17 protein-coding genes are annotated in these 21,998 nt (G+C 72.4%); 5 read left to right on the top strand and 12 right to left on the bottom strand.

Annotated elements, in window-relative coordinates; translation table 11 throughout:
- Positions 1 to 37: 37 nt before the first annotated feature.
- From ahcY to ACQF4J_RS27265, 8 genes are all read right to left on the bottom strand, one after another.
- Positions 38 to 1,495 (bottom strand): adenosylhomocysteinase, encoded by a 1,458-nt coding sequence (ahcY, locus tag ACQF4J_RS27300; protein WP_351565498.1) that lies wholly within the window; start codon positions 1,493 to 1,495, stop codon positions 38 to 40.
- 292 nt (positions 1,496 to 1,787) lie between these two features.
- Positions 1,788 to 2,768, bottom strand: coding sequence for a cation diffusion facilitator family transporter (locus tag ACQF4J_RS27295; RefSeq protein WP_351565495.1), 981 nt, complete (start codon positions 2,766 to 2,768; stop codon positions 1,788 to 1,790).
- Between the two features lie 118 nt (positions 2,769 to 2,886).
- Entirely contained in the window at positions 2,887 to 4,038 is a 1,152-nt protein-coding gene (manA, locus tag ACQF4J_RS27290; RefSeq protein ID WP_351565492.1) for a mannose-6-phosphate isomerase, class I, read from the bottom strand.
- A 69-nt stretch (positions 4,039 to 4,107) separates the two neighbouring features.
- Positions 4,108 to 5,235: an SIS domain-containing protein gene (locus ACQF4J_RS27285; protein ID WP_351805883.1), complete on the bottom strand. Its 1,128-nt coding sequence runs from the start codon at positions 5,233 to 5,235 to the stop codon at positions 4,108 to 4,110.
- Between the two features lie 170 nt (positions 5,236 to 5,405).
- A complete protein-coding gene (locus ACQF4J_RS27280) occupies positions 5,406 to 5,576 on the bottom strand; it encodes a Trm112 family protein (RefSeq protein WP_079078118.1) in 171 nt (56 codons plus the stop codon).
- Positions 5,577 to 5,850: 274 nt separating this feature from the next.
- Positions 5,851 to 7,215 (bottom strand): phosphomannomutase/phosphoglucomutase, encoded by a 1,365-nt coding sequence (locus ACQF4J_RS27275; RefSeq protein ID WP_427166979.1) that lies wholly within the window; start codon positions 7,213 to 7,215, stop codon positions 5,851 to 5,853.
- A gap of 121 nt (positions 7,216 to 7,336) precedes the next feature.
- The gene (locus ACQF4J_RS27270) at positions 7,337 to 8,953 is read right to left on the bottom strand and encodes an L-lactate permease (protein WP_351565483.1); all 1,617 of its coding nucleotides are present in this window, start codon (positions 8,951 to 8,953) and stop codon (positions 7,337 to 7,339) included.
- Positions 8,954 to 9,167: 214 nt separating this feature from the next.
- Entirely contained in the window at positions 9,168 to 9,593 is a 426-nt protein-coding gene (locus ACQF4J_RS27265; RefSeq protein WP_351565480.1) for a DUF3499 domain-containing protein, read from the bottom strand.
- 294 nt (positions 9,594 to 9,887) lie between these two features.
- Between ACQF4J_RS27265 and ACQF4J_RS27260 the strand changes: the two genes are divergently transcribed.
- Complete coding sequence (locus ACQF4J_RS27260) at positions 9,888 to 10,340, top strand: metallopeptidase family protein (protein WP_200705041.1); 453 nt, start codon at positions 9,888 to 9,890, stop codon at positions 10,338 to 10,340.
- Between the two features lie 16 nt (positions 10,341 to 10,356).
- Here the strand turns inward: ACQF4J_RS27260 and ACQF4J_RS27255 are convergent, their stop codons facing one another.
- The 3 genes from ACQF4J_RS27255 to ACQF4J_RS27245 all read right to left on the bottom strand — a co-directional run bounded on the left by ACQF4J_RS27255 (position 10,357) and on the right by ACQF4J_RS27245 (position 15,956).
- Positions 10,357 to 11,877 (bottom strand): DUF5719 family protein, encoded by a 1,521-nt coding sequence (locus ACQF4J_RS27255; protein WP_427166976.1) that lies wholly within the window; start codon positions 11,875 to 11,877, stop codon positions 10,357 to 10,359.
- Positions 11,874 to 15,518, bottom strand: coding sequence for a glycosyltransferase (locus ACQF4J_RS27250; protein WP_427166974.1), 3,645 nt, complete (start codon positions 15,516 to 15,518; stop codon positions 11,874 to 11,876). Before ACQF4J_RS27250 ends, ACQF4J_RS27255 begins: the two co-directional genes overlap by 4 nt.
- Before the next feature lie 174 nt (positions 15,519 to 15,692).
- Positions 15,693 to 15,956, bottom strand: a complete 264-nt coding sequence (locus ACQF4J_RS27245; RefSeq protein WP_003975777.1) for a WhiB family transcriptional regulator — start codon at positions 15,954 to 15,956, stop codon at positions 15,693 to 15,695.
- Positions 15,957 to 16,626: 670 nt separating this feature from the next.
- On the opposite strand from ACQF4J_RS27245, the gene ACQF4J_RS27240 reads away from it, so the two are divergent.
- The 4 genes from ACQF4J_RS27240 to ACQF4J_RS27225 are packed head-to-tail and all read left to right on the top strand — an operon-like array spanning position 16,627 to position 20,498.
- Entirely contained in the window at positions 16,627 to 17,133 is a 507-nt protein-coding gene (locus ACQF4J_RS27240; protein WP_351565471.1) for a cysteine dioxygenase, read from the top strand.
- Positions 17,134 to 17,167: 34 nt separating this feature from the next.
- A complete protein-coding gene (cofD, locus tag ACQF4J_RS27235) occupies positions 17,168 to 18,127 on the top strand; it encodes a 2-phospho-L-lactate transferase (protein ID WP_427166971.1) in 960 nt (319 codons plus the stop codon).
- Entirely contained in the window at positions 18,124 to 19,434 is a 1,311-nt protein-coding gene (locus ACQF4J_RS27230) for a coenzyme F420-0:L-glutamate ligase (protein WP_351805893.1), read from the top strand. Before cofD ends, ACQF4J_RS27230 begins: the two co-directional genes overlap by 4 nt.
- A gap of 59 nt (positions 19,435 to 19,493) precedes the next feature.
- Positions 19,494 to 20,498, top strand: a complete 1,005-nt coding sequence (locus ACQF4J_RS27225; protein ID WP_351565462.1) for a DNA-3-methyladenine glycosylase family protein — start codon at positions 19,494 to 19,496, stop codon at positions 20,496 to 20,498.
- A gap of 403 nt (positions 20,499 to 20,901) precedes the next feature.
- On the opposite strand, the gene ACQF4J_RS27220 is transcribed toward ACQF4J_RS27225, so the two are convergent.
- Positions 20,902 to 21,984 (bottom strand): sugar phosphate nucleotidyltransferase, encoded by a 1,083-nt coding sequence (locus tag ACQF4J_RS27220; RefSeq protein ID WP_427166969.1) that lies wholly within the window; start codon positions 21,982 to 21,984, stop codon positions 20,902 to 20,904.
- Positions 21,985 to 21,998: the final 14 nt, after the last annotated feature.

Raw genomic sequence — 21,998 nt, 5'->3', positions numbered from 1 at the left:
CGGGGGCCTGCCTCGGAGGTGGTGCTGGAGGTGGTGCTCAGTAGCGGTAGTGGTCGGACTTGTACGGGCCCTCGACCTCCACGCCGATGTACGCGGCCTGCTCGGGGCGGAGCGTGGTCAGCTTCACGCCGAGCGAGTCCAGGTGGAGGCGGGCGACCTTCTCGTCGAGGTGCTTGGGCAGCGTGTACACGCCGGTCGGGTACTCGTCGGGCTTCGTGAACAGCTCGATCTGGGCCAGGGTCTGGTCCGCGAAGGAGTTGGACATCACGAACGACGGGTGACCGGTGGCGTTGCCCAGGTTCAGCAGGCGGCCCTCGGACAGCACGATGATCACCTTGCCGTCCGGGAAGGTCCAGGTGTGGACCTGCGGCTTGACCTCGTCCTTGACGATGCCGGGGACCTTGGCGAGGCCGGCCATGTCGATCTCGTTGTCGAAGTGGCCGATGTTGCCGACGATGGCCTGGTGCTTCATCTTGGCCATGTCCGAGGCCATGATGATGTCCTTGTTGCCGGTCGTGGTGATGAAGATGTCGGCCTTGTCGACGACCTCGTCCAGCGTCGTGACCTGGTAGCCGTCCATCGCCGCCTGCAGCGCGCAGATCGGGTCGATCTCGGTGACGATCACGCGGGCGCCCTGACCGCGCAGCGACTCCGCGCAGCCCTTGCCCACGTCGCCGTAACCGCAGACGACCGCCGTCTTGCCGCCGATCAGGACGTCGGTGGCGCGGTTGATGCCGTCGATCAGGGAGTGGCGGCAGCCGTACTTGTTGTCGAACTTCGACTTGGTGACGGCGTCGTTGACGTTGATCGCCGGGAACAGGAGGGAGCCCTCGCGCTGCATCTCGTACAGGCGGTGGACGCCGGTGGTGGTCTCCTCGGTCACGCCCCGGATCTCGGACGCCAGCTGGGTCCACTTCTGGGGGTTCTCGCCCAGGGTGCGGTGCAGCAGCTGGAGGATGACGCGGTGCTCGTCGGACTCGGCGGTCTCCAGGCCGGGGACGGCGCCCGCCTTCTCGTACTCGACGCCCTTGTGGACGAGGAGAGTGGCGTCACCGCCGTCGTCGAGGATCATGTTCGGGCCGCCGGTGGGGCTGTCCGGCCAGGTCAGCGCCTGCTCGGTGCACCACCAGTACTCCTCCAGCGTCTCGCCCTTCCAGGCGAAGACCGGGATGCCCTGCGGGTTGTCGGGCGTGCCGTTCGGGCCGACGGCGATGGCGGCGGCCGCGTGGTCCTGGGTGGAGAAGATGTTGCAGGAGGCCCAGCGGACCTGCGCGCCCAGGGCGGCCAGGGTCTCGATGAGAACGGCGGTCTGCACGGTCATGTGCAGGGAGCCGGTGACGCGGGCGCCGGCCAGCGGCTGGGTCTCGGCGTACTCCTTGCGGATCGCCATCAGGCCGGGCATCTCGTGCTCGGCGAGGGTGATCTCCTTGCGGCCGAACTCGGCCAGGGAGAGGTCGGCGACCTTGAAGTCCTGTCGGTTTTCGACAGTCGTCATTGCGAGCTGCTCCTCGGGGTTGGGGCGAGGTGGGTACGGCTGGTCTGCGCGGCGGCGGACACAGGGGTGCCCGAGAAGAGGACACAGGCATGCCCGCGTACGCGCAGCGCAGTCCGTCGGAGGCCCTCTCTCCCTCGGTCGGTCCGCGATGGGACCGCCCGACCGCCATCAGCAGCGACGTCTGGCTCCACTCCAAGCTACACCGGCCGGGCCGAGCACCCCAGTCCACCTCCGAACAGATCGAGCCGATCGGGGCCGGGGGCAGAAGCTCGTGGAGGCAGGGACGAGGCTGTCAGTGGCCGGCCGGGTGGGGGGCGGGGCCTCCGGGCGTCGCCTCCCGGTCCGGGCCCTTGACGGCCTCGGCCTCGCTGTAGATGTCGGGTTCGAGGTAGATCACGCGCGCGATGGGGACCGCCGCGCGGATGCGGGCCTCGGCTGCGTTGATGGCGGAGGCGACCTCGGCGGCCGTGTCGTCGTGCTGCACGGCGATCTTCGCGGCGACCAGGAGTTCCTCGGGGCCGAGGTGGAGCGTGCGCATGTGGATGATGCCGGTGACCGTGTCGCCGTCGACGACGGCCGTCTCGATCTTCTTGACGTCCTCGACGCCCGCGGCCTCGCCGAGCAGGAGCGACTTGGTCTCGGCGGCGAGGACGAGGGCGATGGAGACGAGCAGGACGCCGATGCAGACCGTACCGATGCCGTCCCAGACGCCGTCGCCGGTGAGCAGGGCCAGGCCGACGCCGCCGAGGGCGAGGACCAGACCGATCAGGGCGCCGAAGTCCTCCAACAGGACGACGGGCAGCTCGGGCGCCTTGGCGCGGCGGATGAACTGCGACCAGGACAGGCTGCCCCGCAGTCCGTTCGACTCCTTGATGGCCGTCTTGAAGGAGTAGCCCTCGGCGATGATCGCGAAGGTGAGGACGCCCACCGGCCAGTACCAGTGCTCCAGTTCGTGCGGGTGGCGAATCTTCGTGTAGCCCTCGTAGATGGCGAACATGCCACCGATGGAGAACAGGACGATGGACACCAGGAAGGCGTAGATGTACCGCTCGCGGCCGTAGCCGAAGGGGTGCTGCGGGGTCGCCTCGCGCTGGGCCTTCTTGCCGCCGATCAGCAGCAGGAACTGGTTGCCGGAGTCGGCGAGGGAGTGGACGCCCTCGGCGAGCATCGAGGACGAGCCACTGAACGCGAACGCAACGAACTTCGATGCCGCGATCGCGAGGTTGGCGCCGAGTGCCGCCACGATCGCCCTGGTGCCGCCTGACGCGCTCATGTGTCCGCGTTGTCCCTTCGCCTTCGTGTACGCCGTCCAGGCCTTTGCCCGTCCTTTGCCGGTGGGCCATTCTTGCAGCCCGAACCGTCGACGGCGCGTCAGGTACCCACAACCCCGGTCATACGATCACAGTGGCGCAAAAGACCGTGCCCGCTCCGGACATCTCGGCCTTCTCGCCCGCGGGGACGAACACGGACGTGCCTGGAGTCAGTTCCTCGTCCCCCGCCCGTGCCGAACCGGCCGTGCAGAGCAGGATCTGCGGGGTCTCGCGGGTGAGGTCGTGGGTCGTACCGCCCTCGGCGAGGACGTACCGCGACAGCCGGAACTCGTCGATCGGGGTCTCGTAGACCTCCTCGCCGTCCGGGGAGGCCTCGGGGCGCAGGACGCCCGGGTCGCTCGCCTCGAAGCGGACGATGCGCAGGAGTTCGGGGACGTCGACGTGCTTGGGGGTGAGGCCGCAGCGCAGGACGTTGTCGGAGTTGGCCATGATCTCGACGCCGAGGCCGCTGAGGTAGGCGTGCGGGATGCCGGCGCCGAGGAAGAGCGCCTCGCCGGGCTGCAGACGCACGTGGTTGAGGAGCATCGCGGCGATCACGCCCGGGTCGCCCGGGTAGTGGTGGGCGATGTCGGCGTAGGGGGCGTACGCGCCGCCCAGGCGCGCGCAGGCGGACGCGGCGTCGGTGACCGTGTGGCGCATCTCCTCGGGGTCGGCGCTGAGGATCGCCGTGAGGACCTCGCGCAGGGCCGCGTCCTCGGGGTGGGCGTGGAGCAGGTCGACGTAGGGCTTGAGGGAGTCGACGCCGAGGCCGTCGAGCAGTTCGGCCGCCCGCAGCGGGTCGCGGAAGCCGCACAGTCCGTCGAACTCGGTGAGCGCGCAGATCAGTTCGGGCTTGTGGTTGGCGTCCTTGTAGTTGCGGTGGGGGGCGTCGACGGGGATGCTCCGGCGCTCCTCATCCTCGTAACCCTCCTTCGCCTGCGCCAGGTCGGGGTGCACCTGGAGGGAGAGCGGGGCGCCCGCGGCGAGGATCTTGAGGAGGAAGGGCAGGCGGGGGCCGAACTTGGCGACGGCTTCGGAACCCAGTTCCCTGTCCGGGGCCGCGTCGATCACCTCCACCAGGGTGCCGCGCGCGGTGCGCGAGGGGGCACCGGGGTGGGCGCCCATCCACATCTCCGCCTGGGGTTCACCGCTCGGTTCGACGCCGAGGAGGGTGGGGATGGCGGTCGTGGAACCCCAGGCGTAGGGGCGGATGGTGTTGTCCAGGCGGTCCATGCGGTTCTCTCTGCCGGTCGATCGGTACGCGCGTGCGTGTACGGCTGTTTCAGTGCGCAGGCGTCAAGATCAGGCCCCCGAGGCAAGCGCCAGGTAAACGGCGGCGAAATCCGTGATGGCGATCAGTTCGGCGAGGGTCTCCAGCTCGTCGCCGGGCTCCGGCTCGAGTTCGCTGATCGGTGTGTCGTGGCTGAGGGCCAGGTCACGGGCTGCCGGCGCGGCGGTGAGGCCGCCGATCGGACGGTCGCGCAGCAGCACCACGCGCGCGTGCAGGGCGGGCGGCTCGTCGACCCGGTCGCGGAAGAAGTCGTCCGGGTCGGCGCTCGCGGCGAGCGGGCCGGCGAGCAGCGCGCTGTGCGCGGCCAGGGCCTCGGGCAGCTCGGCCACGACGGCGGGGGTGCCGGAGAGCTCGGCGAGGGCCGCGGCGAAACGGCGGCCTGCGGGGCCCGCGGAGACGCCCTCGGTCCATACGACCGGCAGGGCGTCGGCGAGTTCGGCGGCGAGCGTCTTGGCGGGGTTGCTGTAGGTCGCGATGGCGGGGCCGCAGCGTTCGGCGACCTGGTCGAGGCGGTCGGCGACCTTCTCGACGGCGTCCGGCGGGGCCGAGAGCAGGCCGGTGCGGTCCATCAGCGCGAGGAGGGGCGTGAGCAGCGCCCACAGCACGCCGGGGGCGGACGCGGCGAGCGGTTCGTCCTGCTCGTACGGGGCCGTCGCCATCGGTACGAAGAGGCCGTGTGCGCCCGCCACCGCCTCCACGAGCGGGGTGTGGGAGGGGGCGACCGCGACGACGGTGCAACCGCGGCGGTAGGCCGAGTCGGCCAGCAGGGACAGGCCCGGCTCGGTGCCGTCGGGGGTGGTGATCAGGAGCAGGTCGACCGAACCGGCCCAGCCCGGGAGTTCCCAGCGCAGGGCGCCCGCCGCGGGGGCGACGCCGGTGGGGGCGAGGCGGATGACGGGGCTGCCGGGGCCGGCGAGGGTGCCGAGGAGGTCGGCGGCGCAGATGGCCGCGGCGCCGGGGCCCGCGATGAGGACGGCGCGGGGGCGGCCGTCCGGCTTGAGGTCGTTGACGCCTGCCTCGGCGGCGTGCCGGGCGGCGGTGCGGACGCGGGCGCCTGCTTCGGCGGCGCCGCGCAGGAGGCCGCGGCGGTCGGCCTCCGAGAGGGCCTCGGGGGTGTCGAGCAGCGATTCGTCGAGCATGGGGCGGCAGCCTCCGATCGCCGGCCCCTTGGGGCGGCGGGCTTGGGGGGTGCGTGCGGCGGACGGTGTTCTGATGTGGGGTCTGCTGGGTCGGGGGTGCCTCGGACGGTGCGGCGCGGGTGAGACGGGGCCTCGGAAGGTGCGGCGCGCGCGAGGCGGGGCCCTCCGTGTCAGGCGGGGCGGCGGGCCTCGTCGACGAGGAGGACGGGGATGCCGTCGCGGACGGGGTAGGCCAGGCCGCAGTCCTGGCCGGTGCAGATCAGTTCGGTGTCCTGCTCCTTGAGGGGAGCGTGGCAGGCCGGGCAGGCGAGGATCTCCAGGAGGCCGGATTCGAGCGGCATGGGGTGTCCCTTCGGGGCGGGTACGCGTGCGCGTGCCTGTGCGGCGGGTTGTGCGGATGTGCCTGGTCAGGGTACCGCCGTGGGGGGCGGCTTGGTGGGGTTGGGGCGGGGTGGGCGGGCGGTGGCCGTCCGGGCTTTCCGGCCCCCGCCGCCCTTACCCGTCCCATGCACAGGGGCTTCGCCCCTTCGACCCACCAGGGGGCGCCGCCCCCTGGACCCCCGTCGCCCCTGAACGGGCCTCGTCCTCAAACGCCGGACGGGCTGAGAAGTGGTGTCAGGCGCGGATGATGGCCAGGGCCTCGTCCCGGACCTTCGTCATCGTCGCCTCGTCGCGGGCCTCGGCGTTGAGGCGGAGGAGGGGTTCCGTGTTGGACGGGCGGACGTTGAACCACCAGTCGGTGGAGGTGACCGTCAGGCCGTCGAGTTCATCCAGGGTGATGTCCTCGCGGCCGGCGTACGCGGCCTTGATGGCGGCGACGCGGTCCGCCTGGTCGGCGACCGTGGAGTTGATCTCGCCGGAGCCAACGTAGCGGTCGTACTCGGCGACGAGAGCGGACAGGGGGCCGTCCTGACCGCCCAGGGCCGCGAGGACGTGCAGGGCCGCCAGCATGCCGGTGTCGGCGTTCCAGAAGTCCTTGAAGTAGTAGTGGGCCGAGTGCTCGCCGCCGAAGATCGCGCCGGAGGTGGCCATCTCGGCCTTGATGAAGGAGTGGCCGACCCTGGTGCGGACCGGGCTGCCGCCGTGCTCCCGGACCACCTCGGGGACCGACCACGACGTGATCAGGTTGTGGATGATCACGCCCTTGCCGCCGTTCCTCGCCAGTTCGCGCGCGGCCACCAGGGCCGTGACGGCGGACGGGGAGACCGGCTCGCCTCGCTCGTCGACCACGAAGCAGCGGTCGGCGTCGCCGTCGAAGGCGAGGCCGAGGTCCGCGCCCTCCGCGCGGACGCGCTGCTGCAGGTCGACGAGGTTCGCCGGGTCCAGGGGGTTCGCCTCGTGGTTCGGGAACGTGCCGTCGAGTTCGAAGTACATCGGGACGACGGTCAGGGGCAGTCCGTCGAACACCGTGGGGACGGTGTGGCCGCCCATGCCGTTGCCCGCGTCGACGACGACCTTCAGGGGCCGGACGGAGGTCAGGTCGACGAGGGAGCGCAGATGCGCCGCGTAGTCGGACAACGTGTCGCGCCCGGTGATCGTTCCCGGCTCGGCGGCCAGCTGCGGAGCGCCCGACTCCGTCCACCGCTCGACGAGTTCGCGGATCTCGGACAGCCCCGTGTCCTGCCCGACCGGCGCCGCGCCGGCCCGGCACAGCTTGATTCCGTTGTACTGCGCCGGGTTGTGCGAGGCCGTGAACATCGCGCCCGGCAGGTTCAGCGCTCCGGAGGCGTAGTACAGCTGGTCCGTCGAGCACAGGCCGATCTCGGTCACGTCGGCGCCCTGCCCGGCCGCCCCGCGCGCGAAGGCCCGCGACAGGCCGGGGGACGAGGGCCGCATGTCGTGGCCGACGACGATCGCGCGCGCCCGGGTCACCCGGACGAAGGCCGCCCCGAAGAGCTCGGCCAGTGACTCGTCCCACTGGTCCGGGACCACCCCGCGCACGTCGTACGCCTTCACGATCTGTGACAGATCAGCAGCCACGGCCAACCCTCCTGGAGTCCTATCGGTGGCCCCAAACTACCCGTACCGGATGGCCGTGCGGTGCGCGGACGCCGTGCCGGAACGGCGGTCGTAACCTCAGGTCAGAGCAGGGTAAGAAGGCTCAGGGCAGCATCCGGTCCAGGACGGGCGAGCTCTGGCCGACGACGATCAGGCACATCACCAGCAGCAGCCCGGCGCTCCAGGGCAGCACCTTGCGCAGCAGGTCACCCTCGCGGCCCGCGAGGCCCACGGCCGCGCACGCGATGGTGAGATTCTGGGGCGAGATCATCTTGCCGAGGACGCCGCCGGAGCTGTTGGCGGCCGCGAGGAGTTCGGGCGACAGCCCCGACTCGCGGGCGGCGGTGACCTGGAGGGCCCCGAAGAGGGCGTTGGACGAGGTGTCCGAGCCGGAGACGGCCACGCCGAACCAGCCGAGGACCGGCGAGAGGAAGGCCAGCCCCGCGCCCGCGGCCGCCACGAAGTGGCCGATGGTCGCCGCCTGTCCGGAGAGGTTCATGACATAGGCGAGGGCCAGCACGGAGGTGACGGTGAGGATCGCGAAGCGCAGCTCGTGCACGGTCGCCAGCCACTCCTTGGCCGCCACGCGCGCGTGCACCCCGAGGACGGCGGCCGTGCACAGCCCGGCGAGCAGCACGAGGGTGCCGCCGGTCGACACGACCGGCCAGGTGAAGACGTTGCCACCGACCGGTTTGCCGTCCGGGGCGACGACGTCCAGGAAAGGCCAGTCGTACGTCTGTGTGGCTCCGGCCAGCCAGTCCTTGACCGCGGGGATCTGCGCGACCGAGAAGACCACGACGATCAGGGCGTACGGGGCATAGGCGCGCACGACCTCGCGGCGCGGGTCCTGCTCGTCGAGCTCCTCGCTGCGCGCGCCGGTCAGCACGGACGCGCGTACCTCCTCCTTGGCGGCCACGCGCGCGTGCGGTACGGCGACCAGGGCGCCCGCGCCCACCAGGGAGGCGGCGATGTCGGCGAGTTGCGCGGAGACGTAGTTGGAAGCGGCGAACTGGGCGAGGGCGAAGGCGACTCCGCACACCAGGGCGGGCACCCAGGTCTCGCGCAGCCCGCGCCGCCCGTCCACCAGCCACACCAGCACGAGAGGCACCACGAGGGCGAGCAGCGGCGTCTGACGGCCCACCACGGAGGCGACGGTGTGCAGCGGCAGCCCGGTGACCTGAGCGAGCGTCACGACGGGCGTGCCCATGGCGCCGAAGGCGACCGGCGCGGTGTTGGCCACCAGGGCGACGACGGCGGCGCGCACCGGGTCGAAGCCGAGGGCGACGAGCATGACGGAGCAGATCGCGACCGGCGCGCCGAAGCCGGCGAGCGCCTCCAGGAGCGCGCCGAAGCAGAAGGCGACGACGAGTGCCTGGATGCGGGGGTCGTCGGAGAGGCGCCCGAAGGAGCGGCGCAGGATGTCGAAGTGCCGGGTGCGGACGGTCATCCGGTACACCCACAGGGCGTTGACGACGATCCACAGGATGGGGAAGAGGCCGAAGACGGCGCCCTGGGCCGCGCTGGAGAGGGTCTGGCCAAGGGGCATGCCGTAGGCGAGCCAGGCGACCAGGACGGCGGCCAGAAGGCCCGTCAGGCCCGCGAGGTGGGCCTTCATGCGGACGCCGCCGAGCAGGATCAGGACGATCACCAGGGGCAGGGCGGCGACCAAGGCGGACAGGCCGAGCGAGCCCGCGACGGGTTCGAGTTCCTGGACGTACACGGGCGCCTCCCCGATTCCGTCATGCGGAAAGCGATTTCTCACTTCGGCTTACGGAATGGTCGTGTCCGCGCCAAGGCCGCGTCAATGGCCGTGCATCGCCCGCGTTGGCGTACGCATCACTCGCATCGCTGAACGCGATGCCCGCCATGCGCGCGTGGGAGACCTTTCCGGCCACGGGCACGGGAGGCGTCTCGATCGGGGAGCGGAACCCGGATCAGTTGTCCGGGGAGCGCAGCACCCGCAGGTGGCCGCGGCGCGCGACCTCCATGGGGTCCGCCGAGCGCGCCCCGCCACCGCCGGCCTCGGCCGCCCGCCCCTGCGGACGGGCCGCCTCGCGCACCGCGTTGGCAAGCGCTTCCAGGTCGTCGCCGCTGGGGCGGGCCGGTGCGGAGCCGTCGAGGAGCCGGACGACCTCCCAGCCGCGCGGCGCGGTGAGGCGCTCGGAGTGCTCGGCGCACAGGTCGTAGCAGTGGGGTTCGGCATAGGTGGCGAGCGGGCCGAGGACCGCGGTCGAGTCGGCGTAGACGTACGTCAGCGTCGCGACGGCGGGACGGCCGCAAGCGGTGCGCGAACAGCGACGTACAGGGCTCACGACGTTGGACGGTACCGCACTCTTGAGCGGGCCGCGACGACTCTCCACCAGGTCACTCCACCGTGTCGTGGTGTGAATCGCCCCACACACCCCTTTCGCCACACCTTGCTGACCTGGGCGGACGCAGGTCCACACGCCGTCGCGCGACCCGCCGTCCGATCAACACTCCGTACAAACACGTCATTTGCCTCGACATCGACGGTCTCGGAGAGATGCGGAATCGAGCCCAACCTTGGCTGGAATGGTCAACCTGCGACATGCCGTCCCCGGTGGCCGAACGGTGTCCGGGATGCCGAGTGGGGCCGGGCGGGCGGACTCGGCGGGGACTACTCTTCACCAGTGATGGACAACCCCGTACCCCACCGTGCCGCCGGCCGCCCCGGGCCCCGCCGTCGTGACCGCCACGGCCGGGGCATGCGCGGTCCGATCGCACCGCCCCAGGTGCCGCTCGCCGCGAGCCGCGCCGACCTGTTCGCGGACCTGGTCCAGGACTCCGTGGAGCGGCTGGAGCGGCGCTGGCCGCAGCTCGCCGACATCGATTTCCTGGTCCTCGAGGTACCGCGGCTGGACGGGCCCGGGCAGACGTGGAACGACGAGGCGGTGCCCCTGGGCGGCACGATCTCGGCGCGCGACGGACGCCCCGCGCGCGTGGTCGTCTACCGGCGGCCGGTGGAGATCCGCACGAAGGGACGCGACGAGCGGGCCGCCCTGGTGCACGAGGTCGTCGTGGAGCAGGTCGCCGAGCTGCTGGGGCTGACCCCGGAGACGGTGGACCCGCGGTACGGCGAGGACTGAGCCCCGCCGGCCGCGCTCACTTCTGCAGTACGGAGAGATCCTCGTCCGCCCGCGGCACCGACACCAGCCCCCGGTCGTCCGGCAGCGTCTGGATCGTGAAGCCGGGAATGCCGCCCTCCGTGGCCGACAGGGTCCGGGACGCGTACACCGAGCCGCCCGAGAGCGTCTCGACCGTCAGCGCGTACGTGCCCTTCGCACCGTTCGGCACCGGGGCCTCGACGTCCTGGGTGGTACCGGCCTTGATGGTGTACGTCTTCGACACCGCCGAGCCGCCGTCGCTGCCCGCGGACGCGGTGACCTTCACCTGGGCGGTGCGGGTCGGCGCCGTGATCGACAGGGTGGAGTCCTTGCCGCTGTTGTCCGCCGACGTCGCGCGCGTGCCGACCGGGGCCGTGGCCGGGAGGAACGCCGTCTCCTGCTTGCCGCTCTTGCCGCGTACGACCTTCAGCGCCGCCATGACCGGCGCCGACCGGTCCGTGGGGATCAGGACCAGCGAGCCCGCCTCGCCGCGGGTGACGGCACCGAGGTCGACCGCGCTCGTCATCCCCGCCTTGACGTGCAGCGTCTCGTTGCCGGCGGGCGTGATCAGCCCGGACGGGGAGGCGAGACGCACCTTCAGGTCGGCGTCCGCGTCGCCCTGCGTGAAGGCGATCAGACGGACCGACGTGGCGTCCTTGGGGATGCCGGGCAGGACGAGGCTGCCCGCCGCGTCGGTGGCGGCCCCCAGCCAGTCACCGCCCGTCTTGTCGTCCAGGGCCTGCACGGCGGCGCCCACGCGCCCGCTGCGCACGTTCACGTGCACGGTGAGGTCGGTCTGCTTCTCGTCGGTCAGCGTGGACAGCAGGACCGGGTCGCTGGAGTGCGGCGGGACGGTGATGCCCTCCCCCACCGTGGACTTCAGGGCGCCGTCCTTGCCGTAGAGCTCGATGTCGACGACGGCGGCCGAGTCGTCCGGGTTGGTCAGGTGGACGTAGTCGGTGCGGTCGGCGGCCGTGCTGGCACCGGGGAACCAGAACTCCGTGTCCGGCGCGGTGCAGTTGACGCCCAGCAGGCCGCGTCCGGTGCCCGCCGCGACCTCCGTGGTCTCCTGCACCGCCCAGCCGGGCGCGAACTTCCCCTCGGCGGTGCCGATCAGCGCGGGCGTGTCGGCGCCGGAGGTGTCGCCGGTGACCGGTGTGCCGGGCTCCTTGGGCGTGAGGACCGGCTTGTCGGCGGTCTTCTTGCCCTTGCTCTTCTTGTCCTTCCTGCCCTTGGCGCCGCTCGTCGCGCCGTCCGACTGCTCGGTCGCGGCCTGGAGTTCGGCCTTTCCGTCGCCTCCCGTGCCCTTGGTGACGGGCGTGTACGACGTGTACGACGTGTCGGCGAGGTCGGAGGTGCTGGGCGCCGGGCACAACAGCGTGGTGCGCTCCACAGGCAGTTCGGCGGCCGCCTTGGCGGTGTCCGCGCCGGAGGTGCCGGGCGCGGTGAGCGAGGCGATGCCCGTGATGGCGGCGAGGGCGGCCGTGCCGGCGAACAGGGAGAGGGTGGTGCGGTTCACTGCTGACTCCCGTCGGGGCGCTCAGGGGCGTGCGGGTGCTCCTGCGCCGGGTCGTACGCGGGGTCGTAGCCCTGCTGCTGATAGGCCGCCGGGTCGTACGTCTGGTCGTAGGCGCCAGGGGAGTTGCCGTAGGCGTACGGGTCGTACTGGCCGCCCTGGTACGGGTCCGCCTGGTACGTCTGGTCGTACGTGCCCGCCGGGTACTGCTGGGCGCCCTGGTACTGCTCGTTGCCGTAGGGGTCGTAGCCAGCGCCCTGGTAACTCGCCTGGTCCCAGTCGCCGTACGACTGCTGCTGCGGGACCGCGACCGGTGTCTCCTCCGCGGGAGGGGCCGGGACCTCCTCCTCGGGCCCCCCTTCCTCGGCCTCCGTCTGGGCGCGCAGGCGGCGGGCGCGGCGGCCCTCACCGGCGACGGGCTGGGCGGGGATCGACGGCTCCTCGGGGAGATCGTCGTCGACGTCGCGGCGCCGGCCGGGCAGGGCCATCACGACGAGGACGACGGCGAGGAAGCCCTGCGCCCACAACCAGGCGGTGTGGGTGACCGGGTCGTCGTAGGTGACGTCCAGCCTGCCGCCGGAGGCGGGCAGTTCGAAGCCCTGGGCCCAGCCGTCGACGGTGGTCCGGGTGAGCGGCCTGCCGTCCAGGGTCGCCGTCCAGCCCTCGGCGGCCGTGTCGGCAAGCCGCAGGACGCGGCCGTCGGCGCCGGCCGGGACGGTGGTGTGGATGTCGACGGGGCCGGCCGCCACGGGCTGCGGGGTGCCGGAGCCGGAGGCGGTCACGATCGTCGCGCGGGCGACCTCGTGGTCGACCCGCCACAGGGCGCTGCCGTCCTGCTGGCTGAGGCGGGACAGGCCGGGCGTGGCGTCCAGCACTCGGGTGACCTCGCGGGGGGCGCCCTTGTGGACGAGGACGTAGCGCACGGCGAACTTGCCGAGCTGGTCGGACTGGTCGGCGCCGGAGCCGGCGACCAGGTTGGCGACGACCTTGTCGAGCGCGCTGTTCTCGCCGTCGGCCGCGGCGGCCTCGGCGTCGCCCAGACGGGCACCGGACCCGCGGACCAGGGTGTAGCCGACGTGGGCGGCGGAGTCGCTGTTCAGGACGAGGGTGCGGGCCTGGTCGCTGGTACCGCTCTCCTCGGCGACGAACGCGGGCACCTGTGTGGGGTCGCGTCGCTCCACCGGCCCGTCGGCGCCCCCGATCATCCAGCCCGCGGCTACCAGCAGCGGGCCGGCGAGCGAGGCGAAGGCGATCAGCGCGGCCACCGGCTGGCGCCAGCCGAAGCTCTGCTCGGCCACACGCGCGCGTGCGCCGTCGGCGCCGAGTGCGGCGGCGGCGAGCAGGGCGATGCCGTAGACGAGGGTGGCCGGACCGGCCCAGGTGGACCGGTTGGACAGCACGGCGAAGACCAGGCCCACCAGGGCGACCGCCCAGGCCGTCCGGATCGCGGACTGGCGTTCCGAGCGCATCAGGGCGGCCAGCGCGGCCAGGACGACGCCGATCAGCATCAGCCCGTCGACCGTGCCCGGGCCGCCGGGGCTCATTCCGAGCAGGTCGAGCGCGGAGGCGGTCGAGGGGCCGTAGCCGAGTCCGGCTTCCTTGAAGAAGCCGAACGGCAGCAGTGTCAGCGACCAGGGCGCGAGCACCAGCAGGGGCGTGCCGAGCTGGGCCAGGAAGCGCAGGCCGTAGGCGGTGATGTCGGCGCGGCGCAGCACCAGCACGGCGATGCCGAGGATCAGCGCGATGGGCCACACGATCGGTGTGAACGCCGTGGTGATGGTCAGCAGCAGTGCGTACGCCCAGGTGGCGCGCCAGCTGCCGCGCGCTCCCGAGGCGTTCGTGACACCGCTCGCGGCGATGCCCGCGCGCGCGATGAGCGGCAGCAGGACGGCGAGGACGGCGGTGCCGATGCGGCCGCCGGCGAGCGCGCCGGTGGCGGCGGGCAGGAAGGCGTAGACCACGGCCGCCCACGCGCGCAGCAGGCGGGACTCGACGAGCGGGCGGGAGGCGAAGTAGGCGGTGAAGCCCGCCAGGGGCACCGAGCAGACCAGCAGGACCGTCACCGCGAGTCCGGTGGAGCCGAACAGCACGGAGGCCAGCGTCGCCACGATCGCCAGGTACGGCGGTGCGGACGGGGTGCCGCCTGCGCCGACGGCGTGCCAGGAGTCGGTGTAGCGCGACCACAGATCGCTCGCGTCGGCCGGGGCGGGCAGCAGGGCGCCGCCCGCGAGCGCGCCGCCGCCGAGCAGGGCGCGGCAGGCGACGAGGGAGACGAACAGCAGCACCAGGAAGAGCATCGGGCCGGGCTTGCGGGCGATGCGCTTGAGCCGGGCGAACTGCTCGATCTCCAGGAAGTCGGCGTCGTCCCCGCCCGGCCCGGACTCGACCGCGCCGCCGTGTCGTCCGGCGCCGGTGGTGGCGTCGGCGTCGGAGTCGCTGAAGAAGTTGCCCGCGACCTGTTCGACGGTGGCCCGCACGGTCGCGCCGGGCGGCGGGAACAGGGCGCGCAGTTCTCCCTTGTCGATCTGCGGGGCGCCGCGCCTGCGCCGCCCCGCGATGATCCGCTCGGGCCGCAGCAGGGTGCCCAGCAAGCCGCGGATCTCGTCGACGGCCTGTCCGGGGACCTTGCCGACGAGATAGGCGAGGGTGCGCAGGAGGGTGCCGACCACGACGCGCAGCAGCACCCACGGCAGCACGGCCGTGCGCGAGTTGACGAACAGGGTGTAGACGGCGCCGGCCTTGTCGACCATGTGCGGGGAGGCGGAGCTGCGGCCGACGCAGTCGACGGTGCGGCGCTCGCGGGAGGCGGCCTCGGCGTGCCGGACGACCGCCTCGGGCGCGATCAGGACGCGCTGCCCGGCGGCGGTGGCCCGCCAGCACAGGTCGACGTCGTCGCGCATCAGCGGCAGTCGCTTGTCGAAGCCGCCGAGTCGCTCGAAGACGTCACGGCGGATCAGCATGCCGGCGGTGGACACCGACAGCACCGGGCGCACGTGGTCGTGCTGGCCCTGGTCCTGTTCGCGGCGGTCCAGGCCGGTCCAGCGGCGGCCGGAGTGGGCGATGGAGACACCGACCTCCAGCAGCTGGCGTCTGTCGTACCAGCCGCGCAGTTTGGGGCCGACGACGGCCACGTCGTCGCGGCCGAGCTCGAGTTCGTTCTCCACGACGCGCAGCAGCTGGGCCAGGGCGTCGGGGTCCGGGGCGCAGTCGTCGTGCAGCAGCCACAGCCACTGGACCGGCTCCCCGTGCGGCAGTTCGGGCATGTCGTAGGCGTCGTCTCGCCAGGTGCGCGTGACGGGGTCCCAGCCGCTGGGCCGCTTCAGGTACGGCAGCTCGTCCGGGGTCAGCACGGGCGCGGTCCGCACCGCCTCCTCGACGGCCTGGCCGAAGCCGGTGCGGCGGGCGAGGTGCAGCACGCGGTCGGCGCCGAGGGCGTCGGTGACCAGCTGGGCGGAGGCGTCCGCGCTGCCGGTGTCGGCCGCCACCACGTACTGGACGGGGCGCTCCTGGCCGAGCAGCCCGGCGAGCGCGTCGGGCAGCCAGCGGGCGCCGTCGTGGGAGACGAGCACCGCCGTCACCACGTGACGCGGGAACTCTGGAGCGGCAGCGGGGTTGTGGGCTGCCGTGTGGCTGTGCACGGACATCGAGGTACGGGCCCCGGTTCGATGGACTGCGGTGGACGTCTGTGCCCCGTGGGGGCGGCGAGGCGTCTCGGACGAGCGACCACACTATCGGCTGGGCAGCAGAGCGGCCCGCCGCCTGTGGATAACCCACCTGCGACGGGCCGTTCGTTGGATGCGGAGTGCGGGGTTCGGGGTTCAGACGGCGGCCTTCTTCAGCCTGCGCCGCTCGCGCTCGGACAGACCGCCCCAGATGCCGAAGCGCTCGTCGTTGGCGAGGGCGTACTCGAGGCACTCGGAGCGCACCTCGCAGGCGAGGCAGACCTTCTTGGCCTCCCGGGTGGAGCCGCCCTTCTCGGGGAAGAAGGACTCGGGGTCGGTCTGGGCGCACAGCGCGCGCTCCTGCCAGCCGAGTTCCTCGTCCGCGTCGTCGACCAGCAGTTGCTGCACCAGCTCGGTCATGTGCGCCCCTCGTCTGTCTTTCGCGTCCCCGTGATGTAGCCGTTACCGATTTCGGCTGAACGACACGAGTGAAATTACAAGTGTGCTGCTCCGGGCGAGTCAAGCCGAGATCTGCTATTGGGCCCCTTATTCACTCTGCGGAACCAAGGCCATGCGGAAAGTGTTCAAATCGGCATAAACCTTGACATGTAGATGAGGCCCGGGAGGGTCTTGGACCCGTTGCAGAGCCTGTACGGGAAAGGACGCCCGGATGTTCGATCCCGTTCCACGCGCCCCACGAAGCGAACCGGATCACGTTCGGATCACAGGATCGCAACGAGGCCTGAGCGCGCGGTTGTGCGCCTTGTGTCCCGGTCCCCCTCAGAACAAACCTTTCATCACCCAGATGGACCGGATGAGGTGAAACCCGTCCCACATACCGGGTGTCGAGTTGACAGTGAAGGTGTGAACCGGTGTCCTTGTGGGCATGCTCGCGAACTCGGCACCGACCTCGACCCGCACCGCCGGGTCCCACGGTGCTGCCCGCGCTCGCTGTAGCTGTTGCTGTTCCAGCTGTTGAGCCTGCCCGATCGCTCCAGCTGAGGACCGAGTCGCCCCGCGGCTCGGTTTCGTGTTTCTCCCCCGCTGCTCGTTCCCTCTGACCTTCTTTCACCGAGGAACCACCGCACCCATGAACAGCGACAACGACCTCCAGATCGCCGGCGACATCCTCGAAGTCCAGCATCTGCTGCAGCCGCCGCGCGAGCACCCGGCCACCGTGGCCGAGTTCGTGGGCCTCGCCCGCTCCGTCGCCGCCGACCGCTCCGAGTGGGAACACCTCGTCCGCTACGACGCGACGACCCGCTGGTACCACCGGCTGCGTACGGGCCCCGGCTACGAGGTGTGGCTGCTGTCCTGGGTGCCGGGCCAGGGCAGCGGGCTGCACGACCACGGGCGTTCGTCGGGCGTCCTGACCGTGCTGGAGGGGACGCTGACCGAGCGGACCGAGCGCGGCACGCGCGCGTTGGCGGCCGGTGCTCAGCGCGTGTTCGCGCCGGGGTATGTGCACGAGGTCGTCAACGACACGCTGGAGCCGGCCATAAGCCTGCACATCTACTACCCGGGCCTGACCGACATGCCGATGCACACTGCCCCGCACTGCGAGCCGGCCGCGCGGACCCGTCCGGTGACTGCCTGACGCGTTGTCGTACCCGCCTGCAACACTGAGAGACATGCGCATCGTGGTTCTGGCAGGCGGCATCGGTGGTGCCCGGTTCCTGCGCGGTCTGAAGAAGGCCGTGCCGGACGCCGACATCACCGTCATCGGCAACACCGGGGACGACATCCACCTCTTCGGGCTGAAGGTCTGCCCGGACCTCGACACGGTGATGTACACGCTCGGCGGCGGCATCAACGAGGAGCAGGGCTGGGGGCGGGCCGACGAGACCTTCCATCTGAAGGAGGAGCTCGGGGCGTACGGCGTGGGCCCGGAGTGGTTCGGGCTCGGCGACCGCGACTTCGCCACGCACATCGTGCGCACCCAGATGATCGGCGCCGGATACCCGCTCAGCGCGGTGACGGAGGCGCTGTGCGACCGGTGGCAGCCGGGCGTACGGCTGATCCCGATGACCGACGACCGTGTCGAGACGCATGTGGCCGTGGAGGTCGACGGGGAGCGCAAGGCGGTCCACTTCCAGGAGTACTGGGTGCGGCTGCGGGCCTCCGTGCCGGCCGAGGCGGTCGTGCCGGTGGGCGCCGAGCAGGCGAAGCCCGCGCCGGGCGTGCTGGAGGCGATCGCCGAGGCGGACGTCGTGCTGTTCCCTCCGTCCAACCCCGTCGTGTCGGTCGGCACCATCCTCGCCGTGCCCGGTATCCGGGAGGCGATCGCGGAGGCCGGGGTGCCGGTGGTGGGCCTCTCCCCCATCGTCGGCGACGCGCCCGTGCGCGGCATGGCCGACAAGGTGCTCGCGGCCGTCGGCGTGGAGTCGAGCGCCGCCGCGGTGGCCGAGCACTACGGCTCCGGGCTGCTCGACGGCTGGCTCGTCGACACCCGGGACGCGGACGCCGTGGAGCGTGTGGAGTCGGCGGGCATCCGGTGCCGCGCGGTGCCGCTGATGATGACCGACGTGGACGCGACCGCGCGGATGGCGCGCGAGGCGCTGGCGCTGGCCGAGGAGGTGCGGGCGTCTTGAAGGCAGCGTCTGCCGACGGGTACCGCGTCTGGGCCGTGCCGGGGCTGCCCGAGGTGCAGGGCGGGGACGATCTCGCGAAGCTGATCGCCGCCGCCGAGCCGGGGCTGGCCGACGGGGACGTGCTGCTGGTCACCTCGAAGATCGTCTCCAAGGCCGAGGGGCGTCTCGTCGCGGCCGACGACCGGGAGGCGGCGATCGACGCCGAGACCGTGCGGGTCGTGGCACGGCGCGGGGCGCTCCGGATCGTCGAGAACCGGCAGGGTCTGGTCATGGCCGCGGCCGGGGTCGACGCCTCCAACACCCCCGCGGGCACCGTGCTGCTGCTGCCCGAGGACCCGGACGCCTCGGCCCGCGCGATCCGCGACGGCCTGCGGGACGCCCTCGGCGTGCGCGTGGGCGTCGTCGTCACGGACACCTTCGGGCGGCCCTGGCGCTCGGGCCTCACCGATGTCGCGATCGGCGCCGCCGGAGTGCGGGTGCTGGACGATCTGCGCGGGGGCACGGACGCGTACGGCAATCCGCTGGCTGCGACCGTGGTGGCCACGGCCGACGAACTGGCCGCCGCCGGTGACCTGGTCAAGGGCAAGGCGGCCGGCAGGCCGGTCGCCGTCGTGCGCGGGCTGCCGCACGTCGTGGCCGACGAGCACGGGGAGGGGGCGCGGAGCATGGTGCGCGATGCGCGCGACGACATGTTCCGGCTGGGGACCTCCGAGGCGGTACGGGAGGCGGTGGCCCAGCGTCGTACCGTACGGGCGTTCACCGACGAGCCCGTCGACCCCGGGGCCGTGCGGCGGGCGGTCGCGCTGGCGGTCACCGCGCCGGCGCCGCATCACACGACGCCGTGGCGGTTCGTGCTGCTGGAGTCCGAGGAGTCACGGGTCCGGCTGCTGGACGCCATGCGGGAGGCGTGGATCGCCGATCTGCGACGCGACGGCAAGAGCGAGGAGTCCATCGCCAAGCGGGTGCGGCGCGGCGACGTGCTGCGCAACGCGCCGTATCTGGTCGTGCCGTGCCTGGTGATGGACGGGTCGCACACGTACGGGGACGCGCGGCGGGACGGGGCCGAGCGGGAGATGTTCGTGGTCGCCGCGGGCGCCGGTGTGCAGAATTTCCTGGTCGCGCTGGCCGGGGAGCGGCTGGGGTCGGCGTGGGTGTCGTCGACGATGTTCTGCCGGGACGTGGTGCGCGAGGTGCTGGGACTGCCCGAGGGCTGGGACCCGATGGGAGCGGTGGCTGTGGGGCATCCGGCGGAGGAACCGAGGCCCCGAACGGCCCGGGAAGCGGACGCTTTCATCGAGGTGCGGTGACGGGCGCGTCACTGCGCCTACCCTCGTGAGGACACCCAGGGACCTCTAGGACATCTTTCGTGGCAGGACGGTTTTCTCCGCGGCCCACCCGTACGACCGTGCGGGGCGGGCATGTCGGCGTGCCCGCGAGGGTGCCCCGGCAGGCCGAGGCGGGCGGACGGGTACGGACCGTGGTGTCCGACGGGCCGCTCGACCTCGGGCTGGTGCTGGGGCCGCTGCGGCGCGGGCCCGGCGATCCGACGTTCCGGGCCATGCCCGACGGGTCGGTGTGGCGGGCCACTCTCACGCCCCTCGGGCCCGGGACACTGCGGGTCAGCGTGGCGGGCGGGGCGGTGCGCGGGGAGGCCTGGGGGCCCGGGGCCGAGTGGCTGCTGGACCGGTTGCCGGAACTGCTGGGCGGTGCCGACGAGCCGGGGGCGTTCGTGCCCCGGCACCGCGTGGTGGCTTCGGCGTGGCACCGGCGGCGGGGGCTGCGGCTGACGCGGACCGGGCTGGTGCTGGAGTCGTTGATCCCGTCCGTGCTGGAGCAGAAGGTCACGACCGACGAGGCGTACCGGGCGTGGCGGTCGCTGGTGCGGAAGTTCGGGGAGCCGGCGCCCGGGCCCGCGGCCGGGGGGCGGCTGTGGGTGATGCCGGCGCCGCGGACGTGGGCGTTGATCCCGTCGTGGGAGTGGCATCGGGCCGGGGTCGACAACAAGCGGGCGTCGACGATCCTGCGGGCCGTCCGGGTGGCGGGGCGGCTGGAGGAGGCCGTCGGGATGTCGCCCGAGAAGGCGCAGGCGCGGCTGGAGGTCGTGCCGGGGATCGGGCCGTGGACGTCGGCGGAGGTCGTGCAGCGCAGTCACGGGGCGGCGGATGCGGTGACCGTGGGGGATCTGCATCTGCCGGGGATCGTGGGGTGGGCGCTTGCCGGGGATCGGGATGCGGATGACGCGGTGATGCTGCGGCTGTTGGAGCCGTATGCGGGGCAGCGGCATCGGGCCGCTCGGTTGATTCTGCTGAGTGGGCGTACGCCGGCTCGGAGGGCGCCGAAGATGCCTCGCGGGGACATCGGGAAGTTGTGAGGGGCGGTCCCTTCAGCGCCGCCACCAGGGGGCTCCGCCCCCTGGACCCCCGTCGGCCCTGAAGGGGCCTCGTCCTCAAACGCCGGACGGGCTGAAGAGAAGTGGGCCCCCGCCCAACCGAACCGCCCGACGGCCGAAGAGAAACGGGCCCCCGCCCAACCGAACCACCCAACAGCCGAAGAAAAGCGGGCCCCCACCCAACGAACCACCCAACAGCCGAAGAGAAACGGGCCCCCACCCAACGAACCACCCAACAGCCGAAGAAAAGCGGGCCCGCGCCCCAGCCGAACCGCCCGACGGCCGAAGAGCAGTGGGCCCGCGGTCAGCCGAACCGCCGACACCAGTGAGCCGCCAGCGCCGGACACGTTGAAGGCGAGCGGTCCGGTGCCCGGGCGGGCCGCCGCTACTGGTCCGACGAGAAGCGGAGGGCTCCCGCTGGGATTCGGGCGTCGCACCAGACGCGGATGCCGTCGCGGAGTTCGTTGTCGGGGCCGATGATCGCGCCGTCGCCGATGACCGTGCCGGTGAGGACGGAGCGTTCGCCCACGCGGGCGCGGGTGCCGATGAGGGAGTCGGTGATGACCGCGCCGGGTTCGATGACGGCGCCGGGAAGGATGGTCGAGCCGAAGACGCGGGCACCCTCGGCGACGAAGGCGCCCTCGCCGACGACCGTGCCGCCGGTCAGCTTGGCGTCGGGGGCGACCCTGGCCGTGGGAAGGACGAGGCGGTCGCCGCAGCGGCCGGGGACGGCGGGAGAGGGGGCGCGGCCGAGGACCAGGTCGGCCGAGCCCCGTACGAAGGCGGCCGGGGTGCCGAGGTCCAGCCAGTAGGTGGAGTCGACCATGCCCTGCAGATGGGCGCCGGCCGCCAGCAGGCCGGGGAACGTCTCGCGCTCCACCGAGACCGGGCGGCCCGCCGGGATCGTGTCGATCACCGTGCGGCGGAAGACGTACGCCCCGGCGTTGATCTGGTCGGTGACGATCTCCTCGGGGGTCTGCGGCTTCTCCAGGAAGGCGAGGACGCGGCCCGTGTCGTCGGTGGGGACCAGGCCGTAGGCGCGCGGGTCCGTGACCTTCGTCAGGTGGAGGGAGACGTCCGCGCCGGACGACTCGTGGGTCCGCACCAGTCTGCGGATGTCCAGCCCGGTCAGGATGTCGCCGTTGAAGACCAGCACCGGGTCGTCCGGGCCGGAGTGGAGGCGGGCGGCGACGTTGCGGATCGCGCCGCCCGTACCCAGGGGCTCCTCCTCGGTGACGTACTCGATGTGCAGGCCCATCGAGGAGCCGTCGCCGAAGTACGGCTCGAAGACCTCGGCGAGGTAGGAGGTGGCGAGGACGATGTGCTCCACGCCCGCCGCTCTGGCTCTCGCCAGCTGGTGTGTGAGGAAGGGGACACCCGCCGCCCGGACCATGGGCTTCGGCGTGTGCACCGTGAGCGGACGCAGCCGCGTTCCCTTGCCGCCGACCAGGAGGATCGCTTCTGTCACCTGTCGTCTCTGCT

Source organism: Streptomyces sp. C1-1 (assembly GCF_050214755.1).
Lineage (GTDB): Bacteria > Actinomycetota > Actinomycetes > Streptomycetales > Streptomycetaceae > Streptomyces.
Note: the sequence above shows the minus strand (reverse complement) of the source record. Positions and strands in the feature narration are given on the sequence as shown.

What these genes read in the sequence shown, in the direction of transcription:
- ACQF4J_RS27245 (WP_003975777.1), bottom strand. Translation starts at nt 15,956, where the DNA reads ATGACCGAGCTGGTGCAGCAACTGCTGGTCGACGACGCGGACGAGGAA.
- ACQF4J_RS27250 (WP_427166974.1), bottom strand. Translation starts at nt 15,518, where the DNA reads ATGTCCGTGCACAGCCACACGGCAGCCCACAACCCCGCTGCCGCTCCA.
- ACQF4J_RS27260 (WP_200705041.1), top strand. Translation starts at nt 9,888, where the DNA reads ATGGACAACCCCGTACCCCACCGTGCCGCCGGCCGCCCCGGGCCCCGC.
- ACQF4J_RS27295 (WP_351565495.1), bottom strand. Translation starts at nt 2,768, where the DNA reads ATGAGCGCGTCAGGCGGCACCAGGGCGATCGTGGCGGCACTCGGCGCC.
- ahcY (WP_351565498.1), bottom strand. Translation starts at nt 1,495, where the DNA reads ATGACGACTGTCGAAAACCGACAGGACTTCAAGGTCGCCGACCTCTCC.
- manA (WP_351565492.1), bottom strand. Translation starts at nt 4,038, where the DNA reads ATGGACCGCCTGGACAACACCATCCGCCCCTACGCCTGGGGTTCCACG.
- ACQF4J_RS27280 (WP_079078118.1), bottom strand. Translation starts at nt 5,576, where the DNA reads ATGCCGCTCGAATCCGGCCTCCTGGAGATCCTCGCCTGCCCGGCCTGC.
- ACQF4J_RS27240 (WP_351565471.1), top strand. Translation starts at nt 16,627, where the DNA reads ATGAACAGCGACAACGACCTCCAGATCGCCGGCGACATCCTCGAAGTC.
- ACQF4J_RS27285 (WP_351805883.1), bottom strand. Translation starts at nt 5,235, where the DNA reads ATGCTCGACGAATCGCTGCTCGACACCCCCGAGGCCCTCTCGGAGGCC.
- cofD (WP_427166971.1), top strand. Translation starts at nt 17,168, where the DNA reads ATGCGCATCGTGGTTCTGGCAGGCGGCATCGGTGGTGCCCGGTTCCTG.